Genomic DNA, 23,313 nt, shown 5'->3' with positions numbered 1-23,313 from the left:
TCAGCCGGTCCGGTGCGGTCGGGCGACACGGTTGAGGAGGACGATGCCGGGGTTGCAGTCGCCGAGGGTGACACGGCGTCCCGGGGCGCTGCTGTCGACCATGACGAACGCGGTGGTGGGCAGGGCCTGAAGCGTGGTCGGCTCCACGGTGAACTCGTACACCCGGGCCTGGGTCGCGCTGTGGCCGGTGGAGTCGGATGAGGAGTGGTTGACGGTCTCCTGCCAGGACTGCGCACGGGACTCGGTGAGGGACCGGTTCGTGGAGTGGGAGCAGTCCTTTCCGCTGCGGCTGGTGGCGGTGCCCGTGTTCCATCCGGTGCTGTCGTTGGTGCCCTCGGAGTGGCCGGTGCCGGTGGTGAAGCTCTTGCCGATCTGGGCGGTGAGCTGGCTGAGGACGAGTCGGTGACCGCGGCCGATGAACTCGGCGGCAGCGGTGGCGTCCTGGGCGTTGCCCAGGCGCATCAGGACGGCGGCGCTGTCGGAGCTGCCGAGGAGTTCACGCAGTTCGCCGCGGAGACGTTCCATGAGGAGTATGAGGCGGATCTCCGCGCGGCGGCAGTGCCGGGCGAGGGCTTCGAGGCCCTCCAGTCCGAGGTGGTCGCAGCCCGCGATGACCAGGATGCTGTCGTGGCCGGTGACGGGTTGGCTGCGGAGGTCGTGCAGGAGCCGTTGGAGGACCACGCGGTCGAGGAAGTCCTTGCAGCGGTGGCGGCGGTGGGCGGTGGAGATGACGGCCAGGCAGGTCGGTGGCCACAGAAGGGAGTTGGTGCCCTTGGGCGGGGAGGGCGGGGGCGGGGCGGTGTCCTCGTCGCGGGCGAGCAGGCTCAGGGTGCTGATCAGGAAGTGCAGCTCGTTCTGGACGCGTTCGCCCTGGCCGATACGGTCCACTCCGGCGGTCAGCCGGGTGAGCTCGTCGAGGCTGAGGGGGCCGTCGGTGGCGGCGTCATACGTGCGGCGCAGCACATCCAGGGCGGCGGTGACGCGCTGGAAGGTGAGGATTCCGCCCAGTTCCCGGATCGCGGTCTCCAGGAGGTCGGCGTGGATCGTACGGAGGTCGCCCTGGCCTTCCGTCGGGCGCAGGGTGTGAACGGCCTGGGCGAGCAGGTCGGCGGCCTCGTCCGCGTCCAGTCCGCCCAGTACGTTGAAGCGTCCGGCTCCGGCGGGCAGGTCGAGGCGCGCGGTCCTGCCCCGGCTGTGGAAGAGGCTTTCCAGGCCGCCCACGACGTCCTGTTCGGTGAGGTCGAAGACGACCAGACGGGAGCCGGACTGGATGACGGAGGCTCCCCAGGTCGCCAGGAGGCTGGCCCATCCATCGCTGGTGCCGCCGAAGACATCGACCCTGCTGGGGCCCTGCGGAAGCCGGACGGGGTGCCACAGGAGGCTCTCGTACCGCTCGGCCCGTTGTTGTCGGTCGTGGGCTTCGACGCGGTCCCGCCACAGTCGGCGTACGCGCTGGAATTGCTCGTACCGGGCGTCGCGGTCCGCTGCCGCGTGCCGTGTGGCCGCTTTGATCTGGTGGGACGGGAGGGTCACGGGAAGGACATAGGACAGCATGCCGCCGAGGACGACGGCGAAGGCTCCGGCGAGCGCCGACACCATGGAGGCGGTTCCTCCGGCGGCGATCACGGTGAGGAGGACGCGGAACGGTAATCGGCGCCTGCCGCGTTCCAGCCGCTGTTCCAGCTCGTTCAGGTCCGGGGGTACGGGCTCCTGCCACACGGGTGCCTGTTCCGCTTCCGGGCTGGGGGCGAGAGGCGCGGGCGGGGTGTACTCCCAGCCCCACTGCTCAGAAGGCACGAAAAGGCGTGCCGCCAACTCCTGAGTTCCGCCTCGGTCCACTGTCAGCCCCCCGCTGAACAACCGCTCAGGTGCGGAAGGACCGGGCTCCCTTCAGGTCCGCGTACGCAAGAGCCCCTGTTGCCGCGCAGGTGTTACGCCTGAGCAAAGCCTCCAGAAGTGGACGCAATTATGGCGTGGGGTGGAGGCGGTGATGAGTCGGCTTTCGGCCAACCAACAGCAGAGAGAGAAGGGAGGAATCATGCGGGTTCGAGAGCTTCACCCGTTCGGCGCGCCGGATCTCCGGATCGCGCGGCGGGCCGGTCCGACAGCGTTGTCGACAGCGGGATCTGAGTAGGTGTACTCATGCTGTCCATGATCACCCTGGCGAAGAGTGGGGCACCGGAGGTGCGCGGATGAAGAACAGCGTGGCGCGGTGGCGGTGGGGCCGGGCGGGTCGGCTGCTCCTGGTGGGCACTCTGGTGGGGCTGGTGACGGCCTGTTCGTCCGAGCCGTCACCGTCGCGGGAGGAACTGCGGCAGCAGGCGACGTCGTCCGCCGCCGAATCCCGGAGGGACGCGGAGGAGCGGAAGGCGCGCGGCCTGGTCGAGCGGCTGACGGCGGTCGAGGGGGTGGAACATGTGCTCACACGTCTCACCGACACCTGCGGAATGCCCTCCGACGGGTCGCTCTTCGACCCGCAGCGGCCCTCGGACGCCCTCCACTGCGAGATACGGACGTTCACGTATGTCGGTGTCCGGGGAGATGTGACCGCGGTGCTGCCGCGGATCAAGGCCGCCGGGATCGCGGACTGGGGCGTGCGGGACGGGTCGGGGGGTGACATGCCGCACGCGGCCGGAACGGTGACGTACGCCCTCGACTACCACCGCGGCCGTGGACGCGACCGGGACGGCGGCCTCCTGCCCGCGCCGACACTCACCGCCCCGGGGCTGCGGCTCGACTGGGACCGGCCGGACCTGCCCCTGCGGTACCTGGCCGAGGAGCCGACGCCGTGTCCCGCCAAGGGGGCCCATCCCTACCAGCGCTGCGAGACCACCCCGCCGTCCCCGGGGACCGTCGCCGCCGCCCGCGCCCGGTACGGCACCGTCATGGTCCTCGAACTCGGCGGATCAGGCTCCACCGCGTACGGCTACTACACCGTGCCGCGCGGGGGCTGACCGCGGGGCCGAACGGCGAGGGGCCGCGCGGGGAGCACACCGGGGCGACGCCGGGTCGGCGGGGAGCCGCCCCGGCTCCGGTCGGGGCTCAGTCGGGGCTCAGTCGGAGGTTCTTCGGCGTGCCGGTGCGTATGACGGGCCGAACCCCTATAGCAATACCGGGTGCCTCCTGTCCGAAAGAAGGTGACCCGCGGTCTTCGCGGATCGGTGTCCGGGCCCGGGACCGTCCCAGGGCCCGGGTCCGCCTCCGGGTCCACCTCCGAGCGCGGCTCCGTCCCCGAGCGGAGGTCCGCCTCCGAGCGCGGCTCCGTCCCAGGGCCCGGGCCCGCCTCCGAGCGCGGGTCCGTCCCCGGGCCGGCGCCCCGGTCCAGGTCCGGGGCCCTATGGCAGCGCTGATCCTCGGCCATTTCCTCCTCGCGGCCTGCGCGGGCCCGCTGGTGGGCCGACTCGGCGTACGGGCCTTCCTGGTGCTGGCGCTGCCGCCCCTCGCCGCCACGGCGTGGGCCGCCGCGCACTGGTCGGGGGCCGCCGCCGGACGGACGGTCAACTGGAAGATCGCCTGGCTGCCCGCGTACGACGTCTGGATCGCGCTGCGCCTGGACGCGCTGTCGCTGCTCATGGTGGTGCTGGCCGCCGGGGTGGGCGCGCTGGTGCTCGTCTACTGCGTACGGTACTTCTCCGACGGCACCCCGCTGCTGGGGCGGTTCGCAGGGCATCTGCTGGCGTTCGCCGGGGCCATGCTCGGCCTGGTCCTCGCCGACGATCTCATTCTGCTGTATGTGTTCTGGGAGCTGACCACCGTCTTCTCCTATCTGCTGATCGGGCACGGCAGCGAGCGCAAACAGAGCAGACGTTCGGCACTCCAGGCGCTGACCGTCACCGCTTTCGGCGGTCTCGTCATGCTCGTCGGCTTTCTGATGCTGGGGCACGCGGCGGGCACCTACCGGATCTCCGCCCTGGTGGCCGACCCGCCCGCGCCGTCCACGACCGTGTCGGTCGCCGTGCTGCTCGTCCTTGTCGGCGCGCTGTCGAAGTCGGCGATCTGGCCGTTCAGCGTCTGGCTGCCGAACGCCATGGCCGCGCCGACGCCCGTCAGCGCCTATCTGCACGCCGCCGCGATGGTCAAGGCCGGGATCTATCTCATCGCCCGGCTGGCACCCGCGTTCGCGGACGCGCCCCCGTGGCGGCCCGTGCTGCTGGTGCTCGGGGCGCTGACCATGCTGCTGGGCGGCTGGCGGGCGCTGCGGCTCGGGGACCTCAAACTGGTGCTCGCGTATGGAACGGTCAGCCAGCTCGGTTTTCTCACCGTCCTGGCCGGTGCCGGGGACCGGGACACCGCGTTGGCCGCCACCGCGATGATTCTGGCGCACGCGCTCTTCAAGGCACCGCTGTTCCTCGTGACGGGGATCGTCGACCACGCGGCGGGCACCCGGGATCTGCGCGCGCTCTCCGGGGTGGGGCGGGCGCTCCCCCGGGTCGCCGTCGTCGCGACCCTCGCGGGCGCCTCGATGGCGGGGCTGCCGCCGCTGCTCGGCTTCGCCGCCAAGGAGGCGGCGTTCACGGCGCTGGGCCACGGCGGGACGGCCGACCGCTGGACCCTGGCCGTCGTCACCGTCGGATCGGCGCTGACCACCGCGTACACCCTCCGTTTCCTCTGGGGGGCGTTCGCCCGCAAACCGGGGCTCGCGGACACCCCCGTCCACCGGGTGGACGGGCTGTTCCTGGGGCCGCCCGCGCTGCTCGCGGCGGGCTGTGTGGTCCTCGGGCCCGGCGTCGTCTGGCTGAACGGCCTGCTGGGGGCGTACGCCGGTGCCTTCCCGGCGCCCGCCCACCCCTACCGGCTCTCCCTCTGGCACGGGCTCGGCACCGCGCTGCTGCTGTCGGGGGCCGCCTGGGCGGTGGGCCTGGTGCTGTTCCTGGCCCGGGAGCGGGTGGTCCGGCTGTCCCGGCGGGTGGCGTGGCCGACGGCCGACCGGGTCTACGGACTGGGGCTGCTGGGGCTCGAACGGCTGGCCCTCCAGGTCACGGGCTTCTTCCAGCGCGGTTCGCTCCCGGTCTACCTGTCCACCGTGCTCCTGGTGATGCTCGGCGGGCTGCTCGCGGTACTGGCCGTGGACCGGCCGTGGCACGGCGCCGTCCCGCCACGGCTGTGGGATTCGCCCGCCCAAGGCGCGATCGCCGTGCTGACCTGGGCCGCGGCGCTGATGTGCCTCCAGGTGAAGCGGCGGATGAAGGCCGTGGTCATGGCGGGTCTCACCGGGTACGGCACAGCGCTGCTCTTCGTGGTGCAGGGCGCGCCCGATCTGGCGCTCACCCAGTTCGCCGTGGAGACGGTCTCGTTGCTGGTGCTCGTACTGGTCATGCGGCGGATGCCGGTGTACTTCCAGGAGACGATCAGCCCGTGGCGGCTGCGGGTCAGGGTGCCGCTGGCGCTGGCGCTGTCGGCGGCGGTCGCGTTCACCCTGTGGGTGGTGGCCGCGGCCCGGCGGGCGGATCCGGCGGGCCGGGAGTTGGTGTACGACACCGCGCGGCACGGGGTGAAGAATGTCGTGGCGACGATTCTGGTCGAGTACCGCGCTTGGGACACCCTTGGCGAATCCGCAGTTCTGGCCGTCGCCGCCGTGGGAGTGACCAGTCTGATCTACTTCCATCGCAGAACGGGGCCCGAGGGCGAGAACGGATCTGCGGTCGGTGCCGCGCCGGGCGGCCGTACCGCGTGGTCGTTCGGCTCGCGGGCGCGCGCCCCCGTCTTCGCGCCGGACGACAACGCGCCCGAGCGCACCTGGCTCGCCGCGGGCCGCACCCTCGCCCCCGAGCACCGCTCGGTGGTCTTCGAGGTGGTGGCCCGGCTGGTCTTCCACCCCATCCTCGTGCTCTCCGTCTATCTGCTGTTCTGCGCGGAGAACCTGCCGGGCGGAGGTTTCGTGGGCGGACTGGTCGCGGGCACCGCGGTGACGGTGCGCTATCTGGCGGGCGGCCGGTTCGAACTCGGGGAGGCCGCCCCCTGGCACCCCGGGTTCCTCACGGGCTGCGGCCTCGTCCTCTCCACCGGCGTCGCACTGTTCGGACTCACCGGAGGCACCGTTCTGGACGTGCTCACCCACCACGGGCGGCTGCCGCTGCTCGGCGACATCCACATCGGAACGCCGGTCCTCTTCGACGCCGGGGTGTATCTGCTGGTGCTCGGTGTGGTCCTGGATGTGGTGCGGTCGCTCGGCGCCCGCGTGGACCGGCAGATCGAACGGGAGGCCGCGGCGCGGGAGGCCGCGGCGCAGGGCCCGCCGCCGCGGAGGTCCGCGGGACCCGACGCCGCCGGAGCGGAGGCGGACTCATGAGTGTCAGTCTCACCCTCCTCGTGACCGCCGGAGTGCTGTGCGCCGTAGGAGGCGTTCTGATTCTGATGCGGGCTCTCAGCCGCATTCTGATCGGCGCGGTGATCCTCGGTAATGGCATCAATCTGCTGATGCTGGCCGCGGGTGGGGCCGCCGGAACGGCGCCGCTGCTGTACCCGGGCGTCGACCTCACGCGGGTGACCGACCCGCTGCCCCAGGCCATCGCGCTCACCGCCATCGTCATCACCCTCGCCACCACGGCGTTCCTGCTGGCGATGGCGTACCGCACCCTGCGGGTGACCGGAACGGACGAGGTCCAGGACGACGTCGAGGACCGGAGGATCGCGCTCCGCGCCCAGGTGCAGGAGGAGCGGGCCGCGCTGAAGGAGCGGCGCGCGCCCCGGGGCCACCGCCCGGAGGGGAGCCGGGCCGCGTACCGCTCGGAACGACGGCGGTTGCGCACGGTTCTGCGGGAGGACCGGGCCCTCCAGGCGCGAGCACGGGACGCGTCGGGGGACCTCTGGAACGACATTCTGGGCGAGGACCCGGACGACGTCCTGGACGGCAGGACATGACGACGACACGCGCGACGACGGCGTCCCGGACAGCGCTCATGACGGCGAGGACCCGGCCGGGGGACGTCAGTCATGACGTTCCGGACGGCGGACAGGACGACCTGCCGCACACGACGGCCCGGAGAAACCGGCGCAACCGGCGCAACCGGAGAAAGGTGAGTGACGGATGAACGCGCTCGTTCCCCTGCCGGTGCTGCTGCCGCTGCTCGCGACCGGTCTCGAACTGGCCCTCGGCACCCGCTTCCCGCGCGGTCGGCGGGTGGTCGGCGTCGTCGTCCTCTCCGCCGTCCTGGCCCTGTCCGTCGTTCTGCTGATCGCCGCCGACACCCGGGGGCCGCTCGCCGTCCATCTGGGCGGCTTCGCCCCGCCGCTCGGGATCACGCTGGTCGCGGACCGGCTCTCCGGTCTGATGCTCACGGTGTCGTCGGCGGTGACGCTGTGCGTCCTCGTGTACTCCCTCGGCCAGGGCATGGCCGACCGGGACGAACGCGCCCCGCTCGCCGTCTACCACCCGGCCTATCTGGTGCTGGTGTCCGGTGTCTCCTGCATCTTTCTCGCCGGGGACCTGGTCAACCTCTATGTCGGTTTCGAGATCATGCTGGTGGCGAGCTTCGTTCTGCTGACGCTGGGCGGTACCGAGTCCCGGCTGCGGGCGGGTTCCACCTACGTCATGGTCTCCCTGGTCTCCTCCATGGTGTTCTTCACCGCCATCGCCCTGACCTACGCGGCGGCGGGCACCGTCAACTTCGCGCAACTCGCGGTCCGGCTGACGGAACTTCCGCTCGGGGTCCGGACGTTGTTGGAGGGAGCCCTGCTGACCGTGTTCACCGTCAAGGCGGCCGTGTTCCCGTTCGCGGCCTGGCTGCCCGACTCGTACCCCACCACGCCCGCGCCCGTCACCGCCGTCTTCGCCGGACTGCTCACCAAGGTCGGCGTGTACTGCATGCTCCGCACGGAGACCCTGCTCTTCCCGGGCAACCGGCTGAGCCATCTGCTGCTGGCCGCCGCGCTCGCCTCGCTGGTGATCGGGGTGCTCGGGGCGGTGGCGCAGACCGATCTCAAACGGGTGCTGTCGTTCGTCCTGGTCAGCCATATCGGCTACATGATCTTCGGGATCGGGGTCGGCTCCCGCGAGGGACTCGGCGGCGCGATGGTGTACGTCGTCCACCACATCACCGTGCAGACGGGCCTGTTCCTGGTGGCCGGGCTGATCGAGCGCCGAACCGGAACGACCGAACTGACCCGGGTCGGCGGACTGGCGCAGGCGGCTCCAGCACTCGCCGTGCTCTTTCTGCTGCCCGCGCTGAACCTGGCCGGTATCCCCCCGCTGTCGGGTTTCATCGGCAAGCTGCAACTGCTGCGCGCCGGTGTCGCACAGGCCGACGGCTGGTCGTACACCCTGGTCGGCGCCGCCGTACTGACCAGTCTGCTCACGCTGTACGTCATGGCCAAGGTCTGGAATCTGGCCTTCTGGCGCTCCGCGCCGCCGGGACGGCCCGAGCGGGGCACGGTCCTGGAGCAGGGGGACACACATGACGACTGCGGCGACGAGAGCGGGGACGTCCACGCGGGCGGTCCCCCTCGCGGGCACGAGAACCGGAACGAGAACGAGAACGAGGAGAACGGATACGGGTACGGGGACAAGGGCGGGGACGGGGGGACCCATGGAGCCGGGGAGGGGGACGAGGGTGCGCGCCGGGGCGGAGGAGGCCCTGCGGGGCAGGCGGTGACCGCGACTCTCGCAGGCCGCGCGATCACCGTCACCACCGACCGGCTGCCGCCCGCCATGACCTGGGCGGCCGCGGCCCTGGTCCTGCTCTCGCTCGCGTACACGGTCCTGGGCGGCCCGCTCACCTCGCTGACCGACCGGGCGGCGGCGGAACTCCTGGAACGTTCCCCCTACATCGAGGCGGTGCTCGGCCGGTGACATCCCCATGATTTCCCTGAGATTCCGCGACCCCGATCTCTCGCCCTTCAGCTTCGCGGTGGTGGGCCGCCGGCGCCGGGTCCTGGATCTGCCGCTGATCGGCTGGCTCGCCGTCGTCTGGGTACTGCTCTGGGGGAATGTGAGCTGGGCCAATGTCCTGAACGGGGTGCTCGTCGCGGTGGTCCTGTGTCTGGTCTTCCCGCTGCCCGCGGTCGATCTGGGGCTGCGGCTGCGTCCCTGGGGCATCGTCCGGCTCGTGGTCCATCTGCTGGGCGACATGTACACCTCCGGCCTGATGGTCGCCCGCCAGATGCTCGACAGCAGGCCGTACCGGGCGGGCGTGCTCGCGGTGCCCCTGCGCTGCCGGGGCGATCTGATGCTCACGGCTACGGCGGTCGCCGTCTCCAACGTCCCCGACGGATCGGTGGTCGAGGTGCGGCGTTCCAGCGCGACCCTGTATGTGCACATCCTGGAGGCCGACGATCCGGAGGCGGCGGACCGTGCCCGGCGGTCGGTCTGGCGGATGGAGGAGCTGGTCGTCCGGGCCTTCGGGGACCGGAACGAGATCGCCCGGGTCGCCGCGGACCCCCGGCCGTGGGAGCGGCGGTCAGGGACCGGGCGGCCCGGCGAAGCTCCGCCCGGGGCCGGTGGCCGAGGTTCCCGCGGAGACGGACGATGAGCGTGGCCCGGACCGTGGACCAGGTCCTGCTGACGGCGGCGGGGGTGATGATCCTCGTCGCGGGGGCGCTCGTCCTGATCCGGATCGGGCGCGGTCCCTCGATGCTGGACCGGGCGATGGCCCTGGACGTCTGTGCCGCGCTGATGATCGCCGGGATCGGGGTGCGGTCGGCGTTCACCCGTGACGCCTCGTACTTCCCGGTCATGCTGGTCGTGGCTTTTCTCGGCTTCACGGGGTCGGTGGGGATCGCCCGTTTCATCGCCGTGCGGGACCGCGCCCCGGACGAACCGAATCCGGAACCCGGGGCAGGGGCCGACGCCGGTTCCGGTTCCAGGGCTGGTTCCGGTTCCGGTTCCGGCGAGGGGGCGCGATGAGCGGCTGGGAGCAGACGGCGGACACCGCCGGAGCCGTCCTCCTCTTTCTGGGGGCGGCCGTAGCCCTGCTCGGCGCGATCGGTGTGCTGCGGCTGCCCGATGTGCTCTCCCGCAGCCACGCCGCCACCAACCCCCAGTCGCTCGGCATGCTGCTGGTGCTCGGCGGGGTCGCACTGCGGCTGCGCAGCGGCATCGACCTCGGGACCCTGGGGCTGATCGGGTTCTTCCAACTGCTGACCGGCCCGGTCGCGGCCCATCTGGTGGCGCGGGTGGCGTACCGCACCGGATACGCCGGACGGGAGGGCCTGGTCTTCGACGAGCTGGACCAGGAGCTGAGCCGCAGGCCCGACGGCGGTGACACCGCGTTCCCCGGAGGCACCGCCTCCTGACACCCGTCCCCGCCGTTCGGTCGCGCCGCCCACCGCGCGGAGGTCACCTCGGCCCCGGCCGCCGGGACCTCAGGCGCGCAGTTCCACTCCGTGGCGGGTGCGGAGGCGGTGGATCTCCCACCAGGCGACCGCCGTCACCGAGAGCGGGCCGCCCGCGAGGACCGCCGCCTGGAGCAGGGGTGGGCCCGGGGGGAGGCCGGCCGTCAGGAGGCCGACGAGGGTGAGCTCCCACACCAGCACGGCGGTGAGCAGCGCGGGGAGTGCCGCGTGGGCCTCGGCCGTGTTGAAGGCTCCGCGCACGGCCGGGGCCGACGCGAAGGCCACGAAGAAGAACACCCACAGGACCGGGGCCCACAGGGCCATGTAGGTCGGCAGGAGAAGGAACGGGTTGGTGACGAAGCCTCCCGTCCACTCCAGGGCCCAGACCACCGCCACCCCCAGCAGCGGTACCGCCATCAGCGCGCCGAAGTAGATCAGCGCGGACTTCCCGGCCGCGCGCAGCCGGGGGCGCATCGTGGCCCTGGCTGCGGGGGAGGCCATCCGGAACAGGACGGCGATCGCGACGGGGGCGCTGAGCAGCAGCAGCCACGGTGTGATCAGCAGCCGCTGCCAGTACTGGTCCCGCGCCTCCTGGAAGTCGCCCGGTTCGCCGTACACGACAAGGATCAGGAGCGATATCACCGCGGCGGTCCAGGCCCGTACCCGCTGGACGCGCAGCACGTCGAGATCCTGCACCCGCCGCTCCCGCCACGGCGGGAAGACCTGTCGGGCCCTGCGCCGGGCCGTGCGGGCGAGCGCGTAGCACATCATCGGCGGCAGGACCCCCCACGAGGTGCACGGCAGCAGCACCAGAGCCCAGATCCGGACGGGGATGCGCTGTCGGCCGACCCGCAGGACCTGTCTGAGCGGTGGCCAGTCGTCCTCGCGCAGCCGCTGCCAGGAGGAGCGGTGCGGCTCCGGTGGGGCGAAGGGGCTGTAGGGGCTGCTGGGGTGTGCCGCATAAGGATGCGACGGCTGGTGCGTCGGCTGCGGCGGCCCGTACGGGCCGTTTGAACTGTTCGAGCTGTACGGGTTGTTCGAGCCGTACGGGCCGGGCTGCGGCCCCGGTTGCCCCTGTGGCGGATACGGACGGTTTCCCCCGGTGTTCACACACATGCCCTTCCTGCTGTTTCGGGATTCCGCTCGGGACGGCTGTCCCGCCCGGCTGGTTACCAGTCAATCGGACGGAGGCATCGCGTCGCCGAAGTTTTCGCGCCACGCCCAACACCCGCCCGGACAACGACCGTTCGACGCCCCGCAGCCTCCGCCCGCCCCTGCCAGAATCCCCGCATGCACACCGTGTACGCCCTGTTCGTGGGCATCGACGACTACCCTGAGCAGCCGTTGCGGGGCTGTGTGAACGACGTCCGGGCGGCCGAGGAGTGGCTCCGTCGCAGCGGTCTGCCGGTCCGCTCCCGCAGGCTGTACGACGCCGAGGCCACCCGGGCGGCCGTGCGGGCGGGTATCGAGGAGCACCTGTCCGGGGGCGGGCCCGGGGACACCGCGCTGCTGTGGTTCAGCGGGCACGGCAGCGAGGAGGACACCGACGACCCGCGCGCGTCGACCGGCCGGTCACGGTCCCTCGTCTGCCATGACAGTCTCCGTCCGGGCGGGCAGCCCCTGCTGCGCGACACCGAACTCGGCGCCCTCCTCGACCGGATCGCCGCGCGCGGTGTCCATGTCCTCGCCGTGCTCGACTGCTGTCACTCGGGCGGCGCGACACGCGATGTCGCCCCGGGCGCCGTCGCCCGTGGGGTGGAGTGGCGGCCGTGGTGGCGCACGGAGGGTGCGTGCGGTGGCGGCGGGGCACGCGACGGCGGCGGCCAGGGGCCCGCGCCGTCCCGGCATGTCCTGCTCGCCGCCTGCCGTCCTCATGAACGCGCCTACGAGGACGTGGTGTACGGGGAGGTACGCGGCTGTTTCAGCCATGCGGTGCTCGCCACCCTCGACCGGCTGGGCCCCGGTGCGACCTACGGGGCGGTCCACGCGCTCACCGAGGAACGCGTCAACAGCCGCATGCCCTGGCAGCACCCCGAGCTGCGCGGCCCGGAGGACGGCCGCTTCCTGCGCGGCGACTCCGCCATGGCCTCCCCCTTCCTGCTGCGGCACACCGCGGCGGGCTGGGAGGTCAACTGCGGCCGGGCCCACGGCCTGCGCGCGACCGGTGCCGAGTTCACCGTACGGGGCGCCCGCGGCGACGGCCCCGGAACGGTCGTCGTCCGTACGCTGCGCGCCGAGTCCGCCCTGGTGGAGCCGGTCGGCCGGCGCCCCGGAGCCGTCGGCACGGACAGGGTGTACGAGGTGACGCCCTCAGCGCTCGCCTTCCCACCCGTCGCGGTCTCCCTCATGGGCGAGCCGGCCGCCGTCAAACCCCTCGAACGGATGATCGCCGACGCGCCCCTGCTGACATTGAGCGGAACGGAGCGCGACGGGGACCCGCTCCGGACCGTCGTGAACAGCGGTCACGCCCATGTCTCCGGTGGCGGCGGCCGGTCCATACCCCCGCTGCCGCTCCGTACCCCCGAAGACGCGCGCCGTGTCGTCGACTGTCTGACGCATGTCGCGCGCTGGCAGCACCTACGGGATCTCGCCAACCCCGACCCCTGGCTGTCGTCGCTGGTGCGTGTCACGGTCCGGGAGACCCCGGTGGGACGGGTGCGGTACACGGCGGAGGGGCCGATCGTCTGCTCGTACACCCCGGAGGGCGCGCCTCCGCAGGTGCGGGTGAGCATTCACAACGACACGGGGCACGAGCTGTGGTGCGTGCTCCTCGATCTCACCGACAGCTACGGCTCCTCCCCGCACCTCTTCGACGGTGACTTCGTCGGCCCCGGCCGCGCGGGGCTCGCGCGCGCCGGTGAACCGGTGTGGCTGACCCTCCCCCCGGGGCGTTCGGTGGTCAGCGGTGCCTTCACCCGTGACTGGCTGAAGGTCGTCGTGGCCGAGAACGAGCTGAATCTCGCGCCCTTCCGGCTCCCCCGGTGGTCGTACGACTCCGCCTCCGCCTCCCGTGACGGCACCCCCGGCACCGGTAGCGGCAGCGGGCTGCTCCGGCTCACCGCGCCCCCGGCGGACGGCGCACGGGACGCGGGCGGACCGGCGCCGGAGCCCGGCCGCTGGGGCACCGCCCAGGTGCTTCTGCACACCGAGGTGCCATAACCCGTCGACGTGCGGATGTGCCCGCGTGAGCCCGTGGACCCCGGGCCCGGTCACCCGCCGATGTGCGGCAGGGCGCGGCGCTCACCACCCCAGGTGGGTGAAGCCCGCCCATGCCGTCAGGTCGTCGCTCGTGATCCGCCGTATCCGCTCCTGAAGCCGGTACGGCATCCCGGGCGGCGCCTCGCGCCGGTCGTCGAGCATCCAGAGCTGGGCCCTGCGCAGCGCCTGCCCCGGCGTCAGGCGCTCCCGGCTCAGATAGTGGTGGGTCATGTACATCAGCAGCGATGTGGCCTCGTCGGGCACCGGCCAGAGCGACCCGATCACCGATCGCGCGCCCGCGACGAGGAAGGCCGTCGACAGGCTGTACGCCTCGTCGTAACCGTGCCCGGAGACGCTGGTGCGGCAGGCGGCGAGCACGACGAGATCCAGCCGTTCACAACGTGCTCCGCCCTCGGTCAGCTCCTCGGCGGCGAGGTCGCCGCCCGCGAGCACGAGGGAGGAGCTGCGGCGCTCGCCCCGGCGCACCACTCCGTGGCAGGCGAGGTGGAGCAGTCCGCCGCGCTGCCCGCGCAGCCAGTCGGTGACGGCGGCGGGCGTCGCGGTGCCGGGGCCGAGGAGGTCCCCGCCCGGGTGGAAGGCGCGGTGGATGGCCTCGGCCTCCTCGCCCGCGTGGTGCAGATCGCGGGTGGGGTTGCCGACGACGAGGGGCTGCCGGATCCCGGCGGCGGGCCGGGCGGCCACCTCGCAGAGCAGGCGCGCCGACGGCAGATACGAGATGTCGGCCTGCTGGCAGGCGTACACCCCGGTGGTGCCGCGCCGCCGCAGCCGGGCCGCGTGCCAGGGGACGAGTCCCAGCTCCGCCATGGGGACGAGAACGAGCCGCGGCGCCGGGCCGCCGTCGCGGGCCAGTTCCCGCAGCAGCGGCCGCATGGCGACCGTACCGGCCCAGTCGCACAGCCGGTCGAGGGCGGCGCGGCTCTCGCCGGTGCGGCGGGGCGGGACGGGAGCGGCGGCGGCCTCGGTGGGCGGGCCCCCGGCGTCGCGGCCCGGGGTGCCCAGGGCCCGGTACTCCGCCAACTCCGGTGCGGACACCGACAGATCGGGCAGTTCCAGCGTCCGGACCGACCCGTCGGCACGGACCAGGACGGCCATCCCCGGCAGGGCCCGCAGCCCGAAGAACACCTGGTCCTTCATGCTCCGTTCCTCGTCGTCGGCGGGGACGAGATAGACCAGCGCGGTCGCGCCCAGGGTGCGCAGGGCGGCCCCGATCTCCTCGGGCGTGGGCGTGTTCAGCAGCCGTCGGCGCAGCGGTGAGGCGGCGAGCGCCTGGAGGACGCGGCGGCGCAGCCTGCTGCCGGGGCCGGTGACCGGGGCGTTCGGTGCCGTCCCCGGGCCCTGTTCGGGCACGGCGGCGGGACCGGCCCGGCGCCACTCGTCCGCGAGGTCGGACCGGCCCAGGGCGTCGAGCATGTCCGGCACGGTGGTGGCGACGGTCGCCGCGTGCAGGGTGAGCCCGCGTCCGGAGTCCAGGGCCCGTACGGCGTCGGCGGGGGCGCCGTCGTCCAGGCACCAGCGGGCCACCTGGAAAGCCCGTTCGCTGGCGTAACGGGCGGTCTGCGCGGCGTGGGCGGTACCGGTCTGGAGCAGGACCGCCCAGACGGAGGCCGTGAGGGATTCCAGGCCGAGGCGCCGGGCCTCGGCGTGGTGGCGGCGCTTGGCCTGGGGGTCGACCGCGTGGACCACATCGCCGCGGACCCGATGGGCGTCGGCGAGACCCATGCTCATGTTCCCCCACAGGGGGTGCTCGGGGCCCCGGACCAGCCGCCGGGCATGCCGAAGCCAGGAGATGCCCTGGTCGAGGTGGGGAGTGCGGTCCCTGCGCGGCGCGAGGGAGAGCACCGCCTGGATCATATGGCTCAGCCCCAGGGTGAAGGCGGCCCGTGTCCAGCGCTCGTCGTCGGGCTGGAGGTGGTCCAGCGCCTCCCTGAGCAGTCCCTGCGCCTCGACCAGCCCCGCGTGGTCCTTGGCCATCTGGGCACGGCCGCCCAGGATGATGCCCGTCTCGACGAGCCGGTCGATCCGTGCCTCGCGCGGCAGCCCGGCGATCTCCCGCCGTACCGCGTCCGCCGTGAACGACACCGCCGCGTCCTCGGAGGGCCACTCCCCCGTGCGGCGGGCCCGCAGGATCGCCAGATGGGAACGGGACGCCTCCAACTGGGACTGGAGTCCGACGCGGTCCATGTGGTCGGGCGGGAGCGTGGGGAGCACCGACTCCAGGACGCGGATCTGCTCCGCCAGCGCGGCTTCGTCCTGGTGCCGGATGGCCTGGTGCGAACGGAACACCGCCAGTTGGGCCGTCATACCGGTGCGCTGGCCGTCGTCCCAGATCGGCGAGCCGATCAGCCGGGCCAGATCGTCGACGGCCGAGTCGAAGTCGTCCTCGCCCCCGGTGAGCTGGGCGAGATGGAGCCGCAGGACGGCGTGCTGGACTCCAAGGGCGTCGGCCTCCCGGCTCCCCGGCTCCACCAGGGCGAGCGCTTCCTCCATCCGGCCGATCGCCGCCTCCATCTCCCCGGGGTCCGCCATCCGCTGTGCCCCGGCCGACGCGCCCATCGAGATGACGGCGCTCTGCCACTTTCCGCCCTCGGGGCCGTACCGCCGCGCCTCATCGCGCAGTTCGTCCTCCCGCTGCCGGTCCCCGACGACCTCGTCGAAGCGGAGCATCGGCAGCATGCCCAGGATCTGTCCGGCGCGCAGCCCGGACATCACCGTGCCCCGCGGCAACTGCCGCCAGTCCCCGTACAGCCTGTCGAACGCCTCGGCCCCCGTCGTGCAGCCGAGCCGGTCGAGGACCAGATCGGTCATCCGGCGCATGTCCTCGATGGAGACCAGGCCCTGCCGTGCCGACTGCTGCATCTCGTGCATCAGGGCCTGGAGGTCGTACGGTTTCCTCATCGCTTCCTCACCCCGCCCTCACCCCTGTCCTCACCACGTCACCGTTCCCCGGACACGGCTCCCCCGACCTCCGGAGCGGTCCGGGTCAGATAGGGCGCCAGGGCGTTGTTGAGCCACTGCTCGCCCTCCGGGGTACCGAAGTCCACGGACGCGGATCCGGCCGCTTCGAGTGCCCCGGTTCCGCCGCCCCGGTCGTCGAAGAGGACGGCGACCCGGTCGGCGGGGTCCCGTTTCGACGGCCAGACGAAACCCCGCGCCCAGGGCGCCGTCCGGCGGCGAATCCAGTGACCCCAGTCGCGTGTCTGCGGATAGTCCCTTCCTTCGGCGTGAATCAGCCAGGGGTCCTGTGCCACCGCCGCCAGCTCCGCCGCGGACATCAGGGACACCACCGGCACGTCCTCGGTGAGTTGGAGGAAGGCGAGGCTGCGCCGCTCGAACGCCGAGCGCGGAAGGAGCCGTCGGGGCCCGCTGCTTCCGTGGCTTCCGTCGTCCTCGAACGGGAGGGACCGCAGCAGCACCTCGCAGAGGGCGGCGCCGACACCGAAGCCGACATAGACAAAGCCATATGTGTCATACGGAGTGCTGTCGAAGCGCCCGCCGTAGTAGAAGGGGTGGCTGAGGCGGGTGTTGTACGCGGTCGGCTCGCGGCCAGTGGTGTGCACCCGGTAGACCGGGGTCCCGGCGCGCAGGACAGCACGGGCCGGCTCGCCCGGCAGGGCGTCGGGAGGCGGACACTTTCCCATGGCCCTCACTCCCCGTCCGGGGCGACGAGCGCTTCGGCCGCGCCCCGCAGTTCGGTGTCCCGGCCGCCGCCGAGGAGCGCGGCCGGTGTCCCCTCCCACCAGGTCGTACGGGACAGCCACCAGTCGGCCGCGCCCCAGGGGTCCCGGTCGGCGCCCAGAAGGGTGTTGACCTCCAGGACGATCCGCCAGGGCCGCCAGGGCCGCCAGGTCTGCCGGGGCTGCCGGGGCATGGCGCCCGCCTCGAACTGGAAGAGCGGCAGTGACTTTCGGCCGTTCCGGTCGGAGAGGACGATCAGACGGGGGTCGGCCGCCAGGTGCCAGGGGGTCGAGGGCTCTGCGAGGAGCCGGTCCCGGATGGGGCCGAGGTCGGGGCCGACCATGGGGTTGTCGTCGAGGACCAGCAGGCACAGATCGATGGCGCTGTAGCCCTGGAATCCCGGCTCAAGTGTGGCCGCCGACGCGCCCGCGAAACGCGCCGTCCCGCCCTCGTGACGCAGCCGGGCGGCCTCGTCCGCCGGTAAGGAGCCGAGGACTCCGTCCACCGCCCGGCCGGCCGCGGACTCCCGGTCGGACACGGCGGCGCCGTTCGCGATCAGTGATCTGAGTTCGGTGAGCCGCCCCCGCAGCGATCGACGTGCCGCGGGGTCGAGCACGGGTGCCAGTCTGTTCCAGTCGGCCGCGAAAGCGGCGAGCACCGCGAAGGGGTTCACCCGCACCTGTGACCTCTCTGCATCTGTTCAGGTGGTTCGGTTCCACAGGGCGGAGGAACGGACACGCCGCCGACGGCCTCCGCGACCTCGTCCGCCTGCCGCGCCCGCCGTACGACGAGGTGGATCTCCCGTCCGGGTCCGGCACCCGCCGCCAGCGCGGTCCACAGCGCGGTCGCGCTCGTCCGGGTCGGCAGTCCGCCGCGCCCCGCGCCGAGCAGGGGGAAGCAGATCGAACGCAGCGGCGGCGCGAAGGTGTCACGCTCCTCGTCGATCAGCGCCAGCGCCGCGCCCGCCGCCGCGACGACGTCCTGCGGATTGACGTCGTAGTCGCTCGTACCGGGCCGGGGCACGGCGACCGCCGCGTGATAGATACGGCGCACTCCCCGGCCGACGAGGGCACCGGGGCCGGTCGGCGCGACGGTGCCGGGCTGGACGGGGCGGCCGAGCACACCGTTCTCGCGGCGCCAGGCGAGGAGGGAGTCGCGCACGGGGTCGTCGACCACGCCGCCCGTCGCGTCGCGCACCGCCCCGGCCCGGCGCAGGGACGCCGCCACGGACGCCTTGTACATCTCGGGGAGGCCGAGGTGGGTATTGCTGGGGGACACGATCACATCGATGTCCCGCACCAGCTCGACGGGGTGGACATGGACCGTCGCCCGCAGCGGCCCGACCTGGAGGACGCGGTGCTGCACATGCGGTGCGAGCAGGGGTATCCCGGTTGCCGTGGCGCTGTGCACCCGGGTCTCCGCCAGCCAGCACACCTGCTCGGCCACCTGCCCGAGGATCATCTCCTCCTGGCTCTTGCGGAAGCGCTCGACGCTGAGGTCGTAGACCTTCGCGGCGCGTTTGCGACGGTCACCGGCCACCAGGTCCCGCATACCGGGGGCGAGGCCGAGCGAGTAACCGGCCGCCTCCTGGAGATGGCCGCCGCCCAGCCGGGACACCGCCTCCCGCAGCACGTTCTCCACCTCGACGGGCCAGGCGTCGGTGATGTCGGGCGAGACGAGCGCGGCGGCCCGGCGGAGAGCGGGGAGGTCGAGGTCGCGGAGCCGGACCAGTCCCTCCGCCCGCACCATCTTCACCTCCCGGAGGATCGACGCGGCATCGAACGGTCGGACGTCCCGGGCACCCAGCGGCATGGGGCCATGATCCGGCGTATCCGGTGCCGGTCACAAGTCGGTTGTCCGGGGCTCGACACTCTAGTGACGCCGGGGCCGGGCGGAGGGGCGGCGGCCGGTCGTCCTCCGGTCGTTCCGCGGTCGCGCCGCGCTCCTGCCTCCGACCGGCCCGCCACCGTTCCCGCCCCCCTCGTCCCGCCTCCGACCGGCCCGCCTCGGTACCCGGCGCCTCGGTACCCGACCCGTCAGCGCTCGGAGAGCGTGCCCTCGTCCTCGCCCTTGACGCCACGGGCGACGCCGTCCGTGATCCCGCCTCCGGCGGAGCCCTCGAACTCGCCCTCGAAGTCCCCGAAGTCCTCGAAGTCCTCGTCGAAGTCGTCCTCGGGGAGGATGTTGCCGTCCTCGTCCATCGGCGGGTGCATGCGCTCGGGGTCCTGGCTGTTGGTGTCGGACGGGCGCGGCCCCTCGGGGCCGTCGGGGCCCCAGCGCAGCAGACGGCGGGTGCGGGCGATCTGGTAGGCGGTGCCCTGGAATTCGAGCCGGTTGACGCGGCCGTTCCGGAGTCTGGCGGCGGCCTCCATATAGGGCGCCAGTTCCGGGTTGTCCGCGGCGTCCGGGGTGGTGAGGGTCTGCGGATCGATCTCCCTGATGGCCTCGAAAGGAATGAGCCCGCGCATGCGCGGCCACGACCACCTCAGGGTGAAGTCCAGCGATCTGCGGGCGGCGTGCACGCTGGCGTGCAGACAGGTGACCGGTTTCCATCCGTTCTCGGACTGCTGGACGACGGTGAACGTGGCGGGCATCAGCAGGATGTCCGGGTGGGTGTCCAGGGCATGGAGCGAGTCGGCGAGGACACTGCCGGGGAAGCGGTCGCCGGTGTAGTGCAGATCGCGCAGCGCGAGCTGTTCCGCGGCCTGGGTCGGGGTGACCGGCGCGTCCGGGTCCAGGAGCAGGCCGTCGTCGATCTCCGGGTCACGGCCGTCGAGGGACCAGTCGGGGTGGGGCGGTTCCGGATCGGTGGGCCGGGGCAGCTCCATGCCGTCGGGGCCCGTGCACGCGTACTCCTCGGCGCGCACGATCCGGTAGCGGGACTCCCCCACCACGAGGTCGTCGACGCGTTCGGTCTCCAGCCGGGCGACCGCCGCCAGCAGGGCGCGCCGTTCCGCTCTGTCCTGGGCGTCGTCCCTGGCGCGGAACCACAGCAGCGAGTTCAGATTGTCGCGCGCCCGCTGCGGGCAGCCTTCCATCACCGGGACGACGACCTGCCAGCGCTGCCCGTCCCCGGCGTGCTGCACGGCCACGCCGAACAGCGGTCCGCGCACCGCCAGATCGCCGACCCGGGCGGCGGCGTCCGCCGCGTCGGCTTCCACCGCGGCCTCCACCGGCTCCACGGGAACACGCACCACCATCGGCCGCCCTCGCACCGGCCCCATCTCTCCATGGCTCATGGCCCCATCTTGCCGATCGCGGCGCACCGCTGTTGCCCGTTCACTCATCGTCACAGGAACGGAGGAGGAGGAACGGGGGCAACGGGTCGGGGGCGGCCCCGCGCAGGGGCACCGGGACGGCGGCGGAGGGCCCTGGCCACAGCCGCGGCGGTGTCACGGGAGCGGCGGCGGATGGCAGGGGCGGAGGACGGACGGAACAGGAATTCCGTTCGAACGGGCGGTGGCCGCCGGGGGATCAGACGCCGAGGCCGTCGACCAGCCGCGCGCCCGGCAGCGCCGCGAACGCCTTTCCGGGAAGGATCAGTTTTCCGCGTCGGCGTCCGCTGCCGACGAGTACCCAGGGGAGCCCGGCGATCGCCGTGTCGATCAACAGGGGCCAGTCGCCGGGCAGTCCGACGGGGGTGATGCCGCCGTACTCCATCCCGGTCCGTCCGGTCGCGGTGTCCATCGGGGCGAACGACGCCTTGCGCGCGCCGAGGTGTTTGCGGACCACCCCGTTGACGTCGACCCGGCCGCTGGACAGGACGAGGCAGGCGGCGAACGTCGTCCCGCCGCCGCGTTTGGCGGCCACCACCACGCAGTTGGCGGACGCGTCCAGCAGCCCGGCGCCGTAGTGCGCGACGAACGCGGCGGTGTCCGCGATCTCCGGGTCGGTGTCCACGAAGATGAGCTGGTCGGGCGGGAGGTCGCCCGCACCGGCGCGTACGGCGTCGGCGACCGGTGGGGTCAGCAGGTCGACACAGTCGAGAGCGGGCCGGGCGTCGTCGAAGTCACCGAGGGGAGCGCGCATACGGCTCACGCTAACAGGCGTGGTCCAGGGGGAACATGATGCTTCCCGGGGCGACGGGCCTGCACCGGACCCGCACCGTCCCCTTCCCGTGCGCGCCCGCGCACACCCGTGTCTACCAGCTCCGCACCGGGCGGGCCAGGGCCTCCGTAGCGGCTCCCCTGAAGGGGTGATCCTATGAGCTGGTCGGTAACCGGAGCGCCTCCGCGCTGGTTGACCGGCATGCGACACCGAAGCCGCAGCCCACAGGCGAAAGGCTCACGGTGGGGACCGGCGGAAGCCGGGTGAATCGACCACGGTGGACGCCGACCACCGCGGACAGGGCGCTGACGCGCAGGCAGCCCCTGTCCGGGTGGCCCTGTCCGGCTGTGACCTCGCACGGCCGGGGGCAGCCGGAGAACCCACAACTCGACGAACGAATCAACCATGCCCGAGATGTCTGGAGGAGTCATGCCTGATGAGTTGTCCGCCGCGCGGACCCAGCGGAACAGAACATGGGGTGTGCGGGGAGCGGCCCTGCTGGCGGCGCCGCTGAGCGTGGTGGCCCTGAGCGGCCCCGCGCCCGCGGCACCGGAGCCGCAGCCGAAGCCGAAGGCCGTGAGCTGCGTGGGCGAGACCAGCGCCCCGGTGAAGGTCACCGGGGGCACGCTCTCGTGGTGCACGGTGTCGATCGACGGGGAGCCGGGACAGCGGCTGATCTTCACCAACCCCAACCGCGCCTACGCCAATCTCTCGGTCGTCGTGTACGACTGCGACGGCGGCAAGGGCACCGAGGCCACGCCGCAGGCGTGCGCCGAGAACCTGACCGGCACCTACAACGTCGTCTGGCCCGTGGTGAAGTCCAAGCAGTCCGTGAGTGTGGACCTCCAGCTCAGCCACCCCGGCGCGCAGGTGTGGTGGACCGCCGACAAGCCGTCCGGTGCGAGTGACCTGACCTTCCTGGGGACGCCGTGGAACTCCTGACCTCGCTCACCGCCTCGCGCGGCTCCTCGTTCGCCACGTCCTTCGCCTCGTCCTTCACCCGCCGCACCGGGGCGCTGCTCGGGGCCTGCTCGCTGGCGGCGTCCGCACTGGTGGCCATGCCCGCCGCCGCACCCGCGGTCGCCGACGCGTACGACGTGGAGTGCGACGGCAAGTGGCACTTCGACCCCGTGGGTGATCCGGTCTTCGACCGTGTCGTCGCGGACTCGTTCACCTTCGACAACCGGCAGGGGAACGAGCCGCTGGAGCGGACCGAGCGGGTGAAGGAGACCCTGACACGGTCCTTCTCCCACTCGGCGGAGATCGGGATCTCGGTGGAGGCCGGGTTCGACATCTTCGCCGCGAGCATGAAGACGACCCTGTCGGCGAGTTACAAGTTCTCCTTCACCGAGACCAACTCCATCGAGAAGGAGACGGAGGTCCGGCACACCGTCGGCCCCCGTAAGGGCTACACCTACAACGTCGGCATCCAGACCGTGGCGCAGTCCGGCTACTACGAGCGCATCCTCGACTGCGACCGGCCGAGCCAGCGCTATCAGCGCGTCGGTCCCCTCACCGTCGAGGTGCCCGGGGTCGGGAAGGCCGTCTGGACCGAGGCGCTGCCCGCCCCGGCCGCGAACCGGAATGTGACGAAGGAGCCCCGATGAGCACGACACGTCTGATGAGCCTGCTGGGCCCGGCGGACCGGGTGACGCCGAAGAACGGCCGCACGGCCCGCCGCCGGGTGGTCCACGCCCTGCTCGCCGTGGGGACGGCGGCCGTACTGGCCGGTACGGCAACGGCCTCGACGGCCGCCGACGGCCCGGTCAATGTGCCCGGTGTCCACACCCTCAACAGCAATCAGCACAACGAGTTCGGCCCCTCCTGCCCCCAGGGGTGGTTCTGCATCTGGGGGAGCTACCACCTCAAGTACGGCTCCTATGCCCTGCTGCCCGGCGCCGACGCCCCGAGGGTCGAGGATCTGAGGTTCGCCAACGAGGGCTCCATGGGAGGCGTCTACAGCTGGGTCAACAACTCGCCCGTCACCTACTGCGGGTTCGAGGGCAACGACTACACCGGGACGAAGACCACGCTGAAGCCCTTCGAGACAGCGGATACGTCCGAGTACAAGTCCGTCAAGGTGTGCTGAGGGCATGCCGACCA

19 protein-coding genes are annotated in these 23,313 nt (G+C 72.5%); 11 read left to right on the top strand and 8 right to left on the bottom strand.

Going from position 1 to position 23,313, the window contains the following annotated elements; genetic code table 11:
• Entirely contained in the window at nucleotides 1–1,815 is a 1,815-nt protein-coding gene (locus CRV15_RS33180) for a hypothetical protein (protein WP_230864298.1), read from the bottom strand.
• Nucleotides 1,816–2,192: 377 nt separating this feature from the next.
• Here CRV15_RS33180 and CRV15_RS33175 point away from each other — a divergent pair, with 377 nt between their 5' ends.
• The 7 genes from CRV15_RS33175 (at nucleotide 2,193) to mnhG (ending at nucleotide 10,230) form a co-directional block, all read left to right on the top strand.
• Nucleotides 2,193–2,954 (top strand): hypothetical protein, encoded by a 762-nt coding sequence (locus CRV15_RS33175; RefSeq protein WP_003952998.1) that lies wholly within the window; start codon nucleotides 2,193–2,195, stop codon nucleotides 2,952–2,954.
• 383 nt (nucleotides 2,955–3,337) lie between these two features.
• Entirely contained in the window at nucleotides 3,338–6,289 is a 2,952-nt protein-coding gene (locus tag CRV15_RS33170; protein WP_003952997.1) for a Na+/H+ antiporter subunit A, read from the top strand.
• A complete protein-coding gene (locus CRV15_RS33165) occupies nucleotides 6,286–6,861 on the top strand; it encodes a Na(+)/H(+) antiporter subunit C (RefSeq protein WP_003952996.1) in 576 nt (191 codons plus the stop codon). Before CRV15_RS33170 ends, CRV15_RS33165 begins: the two co-directional genes overlap by 4 nt.
• Before the next feature lie 166 nt (nucleotides 6,862–7,027).
• Complete coding sequence (locus CRV15_RS33160; protein WP_003963426.1) at nucleotides 7,028–8,788, top strand: Na+/H+ antiporter subunit D; 1,761 nt, start codon at nucleotides 7,028–7,030, stop codon at nucleotides 8,786–8,788.
• Nucleotides 8,789–8,795: 7 nt separating this feature from the next.
• On the top strand, nucleotides 8,796–9,467 hold the full coding sequence (locus CRV15_RS33155; RefSeq protein WP_003963425.1) for a Na+/H+ antiporter subunit E: 672 nt from the start codon (nucleotides 8,796–8,798) through the stop codon (nucleotides 9,465–9,467).
• Nucleotides 9,464–9,841, top strand: a complete 378-nt coding sequence (locus CRV15_RS33150; RefSeq protein ID WP_003963424.1) for an MrpF/PhaF family protein — start codon at nucleotides 9,464–9,466, stop codon at nucleotides 9,839–9,841. The genes CRV15_RS33155 and CRV15_RS33150 overlap by 4 nt, the downstream gene beginning before the upstream one ends.
• Nucleotides 9,838–10,230: a monovalent cation/H(+) antiporter subunit G gene (gene mnhG / locus CRV15_RS33145; protein ID WP_003952992.1), complete on the top strand. Its 393-nt coding sequence runs from the start codon at nucleotides 9,838–9,840 to the stop codon at nucleotides 10,228–10,230. The genes CRV15_RS33150 and mnhG overlap by 4 nt, the downstream gene beginning before the upstream one ends.
• 69 nt (nucleotides 10,231–10,299) lie before the next feature.
• On the opposite strand, the gene CRV15_RS33140 is transcribed toward mnhG, so the two are convergent.
• The gene (locus CRV15_RS33140) at nucleotides 10,300–11,385 is read right to left on the bottom strand and encodes a hypothetical protein (protein WP_003952991.1); all 1,086 of its coding nucleotides are present in this window, start codon (nucleotides 11,383–11,385) and stop codon (nucleotides 10,300–10,302) included.
• A 174-nt stretch (nucleotides 11,386–11,559) separates the two neighbouring features.
• Between CRV15_RS33140 and CRV15_RS33135 the strand changes: the two genes are divergently transcribed.
• Nucleotides 11,560–13,428 carry a caspase family protein gene (locus CRV15_RS33135; protein WP_003963423.1) on the top strand — a complete coding sequence of 623 codons (1,869 nt, stop codon included), beginning with the start codon at nucleotides 11,560–11,562 and terminating at the stop codon, nucleotides 13,426–13,428.
• 81 nt (nucleotides 13,429–13,509) lie between these two features.
• On the opposite strand, the gene CRV15_RS33130 is transcribed toward CRV15_RS33135, so the two are convergent.
• From CRV15_RS33130 to CRV15_RS33105, 6 genes are all read right to left on the bottom strand, one after another.
• Nucleotides 13,510–16,383 carry a CHAT domain-containing protein gene (locus tag CRV15_RS33130; protein WP_003963422.1) on the bottom strand — a complete coding sequence of 958 codons (2,874 nt, stop codon included), beginning with the start codon at nucleotides 16,381–16,383 and terminating at the stop codon, nucleotides 13,510–13,512.
• Between the two features lie 38 nt (nucleotides 16,384–16,421).
• Nucleotides 16,422–17,126 (bottom strand): RES family NAD+ phosphorylase, encoded by a 705-nt coding sequence (locus CRV15_RS33125; RefSeq protein WP_003952986.1) that lies wholly within the window; start codon nucleotides 17,124–17,126, stop codon nucleotides 16,422–16,424.
• Nucleotides 17,127–17,131: 5 nt separating this feature from the next.
• Nucleotides 17,132–17,842, bottom strand: coding sequence for a hypothetical protein (locus CRV15_RS33120; protein ID WP_009999423.1), 711 nt, complete (start codon nucleotides 17,840–17,842; stop codon nucleotides 17,132–17,134).
• Nucleotides 17,833–18,975: a macro domain-containing protein gene (locus CRV15_RS33115; protein WP_003952984.1), complete on the bottom strand. Its 1,143-nt coding sequence runs from the start codon at nucleotides 18,973–18,975 to the stop codon at nucleotides 17,833–17,835. The genes CRV15_RS33120 and CRV15_RS33115 overlap by 10 nt, the downstream gene beginning before the upstream one ends.
• A 224-nt stretch (nucleotides 18,976–19,199) precedes the next feature.
• Complete coding sequence (locus tag CRV15_RS33110) at nucleotides 19,200–20,402, bottom strand: DUF5954 family protein (RefSeq protein ID WP_044954830.1); 1,203 nt, start codon at nucleotides 20,400–20,402, stop codon at nucleotides 19,200–19,202.
• A 235-nt stretch (nucleotides 20,403–20,637) separates the two neighbouring features.
• Nucleotides 20,638–21,192, bottom strand: coding sequence for a YbaK/EbsC family protein (locus tag CRV15_RS33105; RefSeq protein ID WP_003952982.1), 555 nt, complete (start codon nucleotides 21,190–21,192; stop codon nucleotides 20,638–20,640).
• 447 nt (nucleotides 21,193–21,639) lie between these two features.
• On the opposite strand from CRV15_RS33105, the gene CRV15_RS33100 reads away from it, so the two are divergent.
• From CRV15_RS33100 to CRV15_RS33090, 3 genes are read left to right on the top strand one after another with little or no spacing between them, the layout of a single operon-like run.
• The gene (locus CRV15_RS33100) at nucleotides 21,640–22,152 is read left to right on the top strand and encodes a hypothetical protein (protein WP_003963418.1); all 513 of its coding nucleotides are present in this window, start codon (nucleotides 21,640–21,642) and stop codon (nucleotides 22,150–22,152) included.
• A complete protein-coding gene (locus CRV15_RS33095) occupies nucleotides 22,140–22,817 on the top strand; it encodes a hypothetical protein (RefSeq protein ID WP_003952980.1) in 678 nt (225 codons plus the stop codon). The genes CRV15_RS33100 and CRV15_RS33095 overlap by 13 nt, the downstream gene beginning before the upstream one ends.
• Complete coding sequence (locus tag CRV15_RS33090) at nucleotides 22,814–23,299, top strand: peptidase inhibitor family I36 protein (protein ID WP_003952979.1); 486 nt, start codon at nucleotides 22,814–22,816, stop codon at nucleotides 23,297–23,299. The genes CRV15_RS33095 and CRV15_RS33090 overlap by 4 nt, the downstream gene beginning before the upstream one ends.
• Nucleotides 23,300–23,313 lie beyond the last annotated feature (14 nt).

The sequence above is a fragment of the Streptomyces clavuligerus genome (assembly GCF_005519465.1).
GTDB classification, from domain to species: Bacteria; Actinomycetota; Actinomycetes; order Streptomycetales; family Streptomycetaceae; genus Streptomyces; species Streptomyces clavuligerus.
Note: the sequence above shows the minus strand (reverse complement) of the source record. Positions and strands in the feature narration are given on the sequence as shown.

Bases quoted from the DNA above. Each gene is read 5' to 3' on its own strand.
- CRV15_RS33175 (WP_003952998.1), top strand. From the start codon at position 2,193: ATGAAGAACAGCGTGGCGCGGTGGCGGTGGGGCCGGGCGGGTCGGCTG.
- CRV15_RS33170 (WP_003952997.1), top strand. From the start codon at position 3,338: ATGGCAGCGCTGATCCTCGGCCATTTCCTCCTCGCGGCCTGCGCGGGC.
- CRV15_RS33165 (WP_003952996.1), top strand. From the start codon at position 6,286: ATGAGTGTCAGTCTCACCCTCCTCGTGACCGCCGGAGTGCTGTGCGCC.
- CRV15_RS33160 (WP_003963426.1), top strand. From the start codon at position 7,028: ATGAACGCGCTCGTTCCCCTGCCGGTGCTGCTGCCGCTGCTCGCGACC.
- CRV15_RS33155 (WP_003963425.1), top strand. From the start codon at position 8,796: ATGATTTCCCTGAGATTCCGCGACCCCGATCTCTCGCCCTTCAGCTTC.
- CRV15_RS33150 (WP_003963424.1), top strand. From the start codon at position 9,464: ATGAGCGTGGCCCGGACCGTGGACCAGGTCCTGCTGACGGCGGCGGGG.
- mnhG (WP_003952992.1), top strand. From the start codon at position 9,838: ATGAGCGGCTGGGAGCAGACGGCGGACACCGCCGGAGCCGTCCTCCTC.
- CRV15_RS33140 (WP_003952991.1), bottom strand. From the start codon at position 11,385: ATGTGTGTGAACACCGGGGGAAACCGTCCGTATCCGCCACAGGGGCAA.
- CRV15_RS33135 (WP_003963423.1), top strand. From the start codon at position 11,560: ATGCACACCGTGTACGCCCTGTTCGTGGGCATCGACGACTACCCTGAG.
- CRV15_RS33130 (WP_003963422.1), bottom strand. From the start codon at position 16,383: ATGAGGAAACCGTACGACCTCCAGGCCCTGATGCACGAGATGCAGCAG.
- CRV15_RS33125 (WP_003952986.1), bottom strand. From the start codon at position 17,126: ATGGGAAAGTGTCCGCCTCCCGACGCCCTGCCGGGCGAGCCGGCCCGT.
- CRV15_RS33115 (WP_003952984.1), bottom strand. From the start codon at position 18,975: ATGCCGCTGGGTGCCCGGGACGTCCGACCGTTCGATGCCGCGTCGATC.
- CRV15_RS33110 (WP_044954830.1), bottom strand. From the start codon at position 20,402: ATGAGCCATGGAGAGATGGGGCCGGTGCGAGGGCGGCCGATGGTGGTG.
- CRV15_RS33105 (WP_003952982.1), bottom strand. From the start codon at position 21,192: ATGCGCGCTCCCCTCGGTGACTTCGACGACGCCCGGCCCGCTCTCGAC.
- CRV15_RS33100 (WP_003963418.1), top strand. From the start codon at position 21,640: ATGCCTGATGAGTTGTCCGCCGCGCGGACCCAGCGGAACAGAACATGG.
- CRV15_RS33090 (WP_003952979.1), top strand. From the start codon at position 22,814: ATGAGCACGACACGTCTGATGAGCCTGCTGGGCCCGGCGGACCGGGTG.